Origin of the sequence: Halapricum sp. CBA1109 (genome assembly GCF_009741825.1) — an archaeon.
Taxonomy (GTDB): Archaea; Halobacteriota; Halobacteria; order Halobacteriales; family Haloarculaceae; genus Halapricum.
Genome location: NZ_WPCA01000156.1, coordinates 1 through 5,822 on the forward strand (window position 1 = coordinate 1; position 5,822 = coordinate 5,822).

Annotated in this window: 6 protein-coding genes, 1 tRNA gene and 1 pseudogene; 6 read left to right on the forward strand and 2 right to left on the reverse strand. The window is 63.8% G+C overall.

Annotated features, from left to right (window positions below):
- Positions 1–505: pseudogene (locus GJ629_RS13740) on the reverse strand (enoyl-CoA hydratase/isomerase family protein); the annotation flags it as partial.
- Between the two features lie 60 nt (positions 506–565).
- Between GJ629_RS13740 and GJ629_RS13745 the strand changes: the two are divergent.
- From GJ629_RS13745 to GJ629_RS13755, 3 genes are all read left to right on the forward strand, one after another.
- Complete coding sequence (locus tag GJ629_RS13745; RefSeq protein ID WP_157513557.1) at positions 566–1,225, forward strand: hypothetical protein; 660 nt, start codon at positions 566–568, stop codon at positions 1,223–1,225.
- Between the two features lie 55 nt (positions 1,226–1,280).
- Positions 1,281–1,352, forward strand: a tRNA-Thr gene (locus GJ629_RS13750).
- Positions 1,353–1,530: 178 nt separating this feature from the next.
- Positions 1,531–2,784, forward strand: a complete 1,254-nt coding sequence (locus GJ629_RS13755) for an RNA-guided endonuclease InsQ/TnpB family protein (protein WP_370515916.1) — start codon at positions 1,531–1,533, stop codon at positions 2,782–2,784.
- A 247-nt stretch (positions 2,785–3,031) separates the two neighbouring features.
- On the opposite strand, the gene GJ629_RS13760 is transcribed toward GJ629_RS13755, so the two are convergent.
- Complete coding sequence (locus GJ629_RS13760) at positions 3,032–3,880, reverse strand: hypothetical protein (protein WP_157513558.1); 849 nt, start codon at positions 3,878–3,880, stop codon at positions 3,032–3,034.
- A gap of 67 nt (positions 3,881–3,947) precedes the next feature.
- Here GJ629_RS13760 and GJ629_RS13765 point away from each other — a divergent pair, with 67 nt between their 5' ends.
- The 3 genes from GJ629_RS13765 to GJ629_RS13775 all read left to right on the forward strand — a co-directional run.
- A complete protein-coding gene (locus tag GJ629_RS13765; RefSeq protein WP_157513559.1) occupies positions 3,948–4,115 on the forward strand; it encodes a hypothetical protein in 168 nt (55 codons plus the stop codon).
- A gap of 25 nt (positions 4,116–4,140) precedes the next feature.
- Positions 4,141–4,605: a universal stress protein gene (locus GJ629_RS13770; RefSeq protein WP_157513560.1), complete on the forward strand. Its 465-nt coding sequence runs from the start codon at positions 4,141–4,143 to the stop codon at positions 4,603–4,605.
- A 40-nt stretch (positions 4,606–4,645) separates the two neighbouring features.
- The coding region (locus tag GJ629_RS13775) for an MBL fold metallo-hydrolase (protein WP_157513561.1) at positions 4,646–5,822 on the forward strand (1,177 nt) is incomplete at its 3' end.

Consider the following 5,822-nt stretch of genomic DNA (forward strand, 5'->3'; position numbering starts at 1 on the left):
GAGGCCCATCGCTCGCGCCTGATCGGCGTCGACGACCCGGCCCGTCAGCGCCAGATCCATCGCCTCGCCGAGGCCGACGACCCGCGGGAGGCGGACGGTCCCGCCCCACGCCCCGAACAGCCCCAGCGCCACGCCCGGTTCCGCGAGCGTCGCGTCCGGCGTCGCCACCCGAATGTCACAGGCCAGCGCCAGTTCGACGCCGCCGCCGCGGGCCGCCCCGTCGCGCCGGCGACCACCACGCTGTCGCTGGTCTCGATGGCCCGGGCGACGGTCTGTCCGTGGCGGGCGAACGCGACCGCTTCCTCGCGGTCGAACGTCGCCAGCGTGTCCAGGTCGGCCCCGCCACAGAACGCCTCCCCCGCGCCGTGGAGGTAGACCACCGGCGCGTCGGCCTCGACGACGGCCGCTTCGAGCGCCGTCAGTCCCGCCGTGTGAGCGCGTTCGCCCGGTCCGGTCGGGAGAGCGTGACGGTACGAATCCCGTCCCCGTCGGTCGTCTCGATCACACCGGAAGGGGGGTGGGAGCTTCCAAAGGTCTTTGCCTCTCCCACCGCTAGCAGAATCCAATGCAGGACGCCGCGGCGGTCCGCGCGGCCGCACTGGACGCCGTCGACGACGTCGAGCCACAGCAGCTACACGACCGGATCACCGCTCACCTCGAGGACAACACCCTCGTCCCGGGACGGCTCACCGTCGCCTGTGCGAGCGCCGCGGCCGAGGACCCCCGAACCGACAGCGACGAACCGGCGAGCACCATCGGGGACCGCGCCGCCGGCGTCCAGTTGATCTATCAGGGGCTGTCGCTGACCCGCGGCCTCGCCGCCGCACCGCCGTGGCCCGACGGCGACGTCGAGACGGGCAACGTCGACGTGCTCATCGCCGACATCCTCGTCGCCCGCGGGTTCCATCTGCTGGCCCGGACCGAGGCCGCCGACGCCGCCGTCGACACCGTCCGGTCGTTCGGCCGCGACCAGACCGTCGCCCGCGAGACGGACGACGACACCCTCGACACCAACCTCGAACGGGACGTGTTCGCGCTGGCCGCCGTCGCCGGCACCACCGCCGTCGGGGACGGCCCCTCCCGGCAGTTGCGGGAGTTCGTCGTCGGCCTCGCCGACGGCACGACCGACCCGTCGCTCCCGGCTGACCTCTCGGACCGACTCCGGTCTATCACCACGGTCGAACCGACCGGCAGCGACGGGGTCCGGACCTCCGCGGACTACTGATCGCCGGTCGGAATCGAAACGCCTAAAGACAACTCCGAGTAAGAGTGAGATGCGCGCCTGGGTAGCTTAGCGGTAAAGCGCGTCCTTGGTAAGGACGAGACCGCGGATTCGAATTCCGCCCTAGGCTCTTCTCGCGAACCTACGACGCGGAGTCGCATTCCCGCGTACCCCTCGTGAGCGAGAAAGGCGACTGCGGAATTCGAATCCCGCATAGACTCGTCTCGCTTTCCCACCGACTGCCTTTCCATTTGTATCACCACACATTTCCCGGAATTTTATAAACGAAGTAGTCACAGTCTTCCACAGTGGCAACCGAGTACCGCTATCGGACGGCAATCACTCGGCTCGATGTTTCCGAGGAGCAACAGCCACTGCTCGAAGCGACCATCGCGGAGTGGAAACGCGGGTGTCAGATAGCGACGGACCTCGCTTGGAATCACTGTCACGAGAAACGAGCAGTGCAGTCGTGTGCTTACGAGACAGTGCGAGCGGAGACTAATCTCGGGAGCCAGCATGCCGTGTTAGCGACACACCACGCGGCAGACGCTATCTCCGGCTGTGTCGAACGAGAGGCGAACGGGAAAACGACCAGCAAACCACAGTTCACTGCGCCGACGATACCGTACGACCAACGGAGTATGACACTGTTCGACGACGGAACGGTGTCGCTGGCGACGGTCGAAAGTAGAGTTCGCTGTCCACTCGTCCTCCCGGAAGACGACGACGGATACCAGTGGCAGTACCTACGTGACGACACGTGGGAGATGACAGAGAGTACGCTGACAGTGGAAAACGGAACGTACCTGCTCCACATCGGGTTCCGTCAACCGAAGACCGACACTGAACGAGAGGACGCTGCCGAGGACGGAACGGTTCTCGGAGTCGACCTCGGTGTCGAGAATATCGCCGTCACGAGTACGGCTCGGTTCTTCCCCGGTGGGAGCGTAACCCATCGTCTACGGTCGTTCGAGAACACGCGAAGAAGCTTACAGCAGACTGGAACCAGAAGCGCACACAGGACGATACAAGAAGCCAGCGGGCGACAGAAACGGTATCTCCGGGACGTCGTTCACTGCATTGCGAACGGCATCCTCACAGAGGCGCTCAAGTACGGGTGTGACACGATTGTATTCGAAGACCTCGACCACATCCGTACACGGACAGACGGCACGTGGGGCCACGTATGGGCGTTCAGAACCCTTATCGAATTCGTGGGATACAAAGCTGAATCCGAGGGCATTTCAGTCGAAACGGTGTCGGCGTCGTCCACCTCGAAACAGTGTGCCGAGTGTGGACACACGGACGACCGGAATCGACCGACTCGCGACCATTTCGCGTGTCAGAGCTGTGGGGCCGAAGCGAACGCGGACTACAACGCAGCCAAGAACATCGGACTCCGATACGTCCGTCGAGGCCAACAGTCGTCTCGCCGGACGGGCGACGGTCAACTCGCCCTTGCGTCCGGGACAGTGACGCCGAACGGGGAGTTTATCCCATACCCTGATGGGTTCGAGGCCGAGTCCACGGACAAGTCATCCTCCACGAAAACTGTCGTTTGAGGGGATGACTGTTGATATTCCGGCCTAGGCTCTTCTCGCAACGCTACGAGCCAAGAGCGACGGCCACGAGGAAGTGCGGGTAAGGCTAATATGTTAGAACCGTCTTTCCTAGAGTAGAGCAACCGCGGATTTCACAGATGAGATTTCAGGAACGACTCCGCTCGATAGAGGAGCGGTACGACGTAGACGAGAGTGAACATGCCCGGGAACTCGGTCGTATGGTCGCTCACCTACAGGACTAGCATCGCTATTCTGAGTTCCCGAGATACGTGACGAATTCCGCTTTACTGACTCCCTCGGTACTGATCAGTTCGTCGTGCCCAGATCGCTTGACCGACTCGGTGAGGAAGTCCGTACAGAGATTCGTATGTCTGTCCCCGTAGTATTCGTACGCTTCTGACTGCGGGAGGTCGAGGTCGTACTCCGTGAGATCAATCTCGATTTCGTTTTTTCGCTTGACGACATCACATCCCCATTCTGTGAGTAGGCGAAACGCCGTCGTATTTCGTCGGACGGTGAGGATTCGCTTCGATTCGGCGATGTACTCGTCGACCCACTGCTTCCAGTCGTGGTCCGCAGTCGCAAACTCGGGAAACGAGAACCCCGTCTCGGTACTTTCCAGATACCACTTTGCCATACCGATCGATATCCGATGGTTCGCATTAGGCAACGCGTGGGTGAGGATGAGTGCAGACAGCAGTTGTCCTGCGACATCGACGGCTGTGCGGTCCCAATCGATACGTTCAATCGCTTCAGGGATTCGCTCGAGTTCGATCTGTTTGTAGATTTCGAGATTCGCACCCGCTTCGAGTTCCTGCTCCTCGATTACCTCCTCGAAGATCTGGAGTAAGCGGACGGTTAACACCCGATCCGGTGGGGACATCTCGTCGAGCGCGTCCTCTAAATCGTCGTCGAGATCGTCGACTGTCCCGCTTGCTCCGCGGTTCGTATACAGCACGAAAAACTCCCTATCGAGTTCGTAGCCCTCGACAAGCACGTCCTGCCCAGCGGTCGTTATCTCGTCCGGATCCTCAGTGACGTACGCGAGAGAATACTGTGGGTCATCAGGGTGATGGTAATAGACGTGGGCAGTCATCGAGGGGGCGTACTCGGCGAGAGTTGTTAAGATATACCCTATTCTGGACAGTGTCGACGACCTCCAAATGCTCAACGAGGAAGCCGACAACCAGATCGGGATCGTCATCATCTCCAACCACTACCTCTCCAAGCTCGAGTTCGGTCCCAGAAGTCAGAGCAGTCTCTGGATCGATAACAGTCCTGCGCTAAAGAGCCAGATCGTCCACTTCGACCACCGTCCCCGCGGAGTTTAAGCCCGCGACGCCAGTTAGCCCGAGTATGGCACTGGAGACGGTCGTCGTCGCCGTCGGACCAACCGAGGAGCGGCGGGTCGACCAGTTGACCGAGACGGTACTGGACGTGGCCGGGCCACACGACGCGACGGTCGTGTTGTTCCACGCCTTCACGGAGTCGGCGTTCGAGGACGGCATCGAACAGTACGAGGAGGACCCCGAGGACCCGCCGACGCCGGCGGAGATGACGCGCCGGCTGGAGAGCGTCGCGCGGATGATGGCGGAACTGGAGGCCGCGGGGCTGTCCTACGAGATAGAAAGCGACATCGTCGACCCGAAAGACGGGATTCTCGCCGCCGTCGAGGACGCCGAAGCGGATATGCTGTTCGTCGGGGGCCGAAAGCGCTCGACACTGGGGAAGGCGCTGGCCGGCAACACCGCCCATCAGGTGATGATGAACGCCGGGTGTCCGGTCGTGTTCGTCCGCCAGGAGATAGCCGACGAGGAGTGAACCGACGGACCGAAGCCCTCGGGGCGCCAACGCCGACGTGATGGAACTGGAGTTTCTCGGCGGCGCAGGGGAGGTGGGCCGCAGCGCCGTCCTCGTCGACGGCTCGCTGTTGCTGGATTACGGGCTGAAGACCGGGACGCCGACCCAGTACCCCGTCGGGGACGTCGACCCCGAGGCGGTCGTCGTCTCCCACGGGCACCTCGACCACGGCGGGGCCGTCCCGGCGTTGCTCTCGGGCAGCGACCGCCCGGCCGTCCACTGGACGCCGCCGACGCGGGACCTCGCGCGGGTGCTCGCCCGCGACACCCTCAAACTCCACGGCGGGACGATGCAGTGTCCGTTCACCGAGGAGGACCTCCACCGCGTCGGCGAGGTTTCACACCCCCACGGTTACGGGGAGACGTTCGAGGCCGCGGGCTACGAGGTCACGCTCTACAACGCCGGGCACATCCCCGGGAGCGCGCACGTCCTCGTCGACGACGGCGACACCAGACTGCTGTACACCGGGGACTTCCACATCGACGCCGACGAGGCGGAGACGACCGGTCCCGGGGGACAGCGACTCGTCGCGGGGTCGACCGCCCGGCCCGACGCCGACGTAGTGATCTGCGAGTCGACCTACAGCGACGTCAGCCACGACCCGAGAGGCGATGTCGAACAGCGGTTCGCCGAGAGCGTCCGGACGACGCTGTGGGAGGGCGGGACGGTCGTCGTCCCCGCGTTCGCCATCGGCCGGACACAGGAGATACTGCTCGTCTGTGCGGCCCACGACATCGACTGCTACGTCGACGGGATGGGCGTCGAGGTCACCGAGATATGCCGGCAGTACCCCGAGTACGTCAGGGACCACGACGCCCTCAAGCGGGCGGTCGGCAACGCCCGCGAGGTCACCGGGCGGGACGGCCAGCGAAAGCGCATCGCCGAGAAGAACACGGTCATCGTGACGACCGCGGGGATGCTCAGCGGCGGGCCGGCGATGACGTACGTCCCCGCCATCGCCGACCGACCGGTAAACAAGATCGCGTTCACCGGCTATCAGGTCGAGGGGACGCCCGGGCGGGAGTTGCACAGCGTCACCCGATCGTCTACGGCCTCGTCGCGACGATATCGAGCGACACCGACACCGTGGCCGTGTCGCCATCGACGGTCGGCCGGGCGGTCGATCGCGTCGGATGTACGTCCCCGGATACGTCCGGAGGCGCGCGCCCACAGACTGC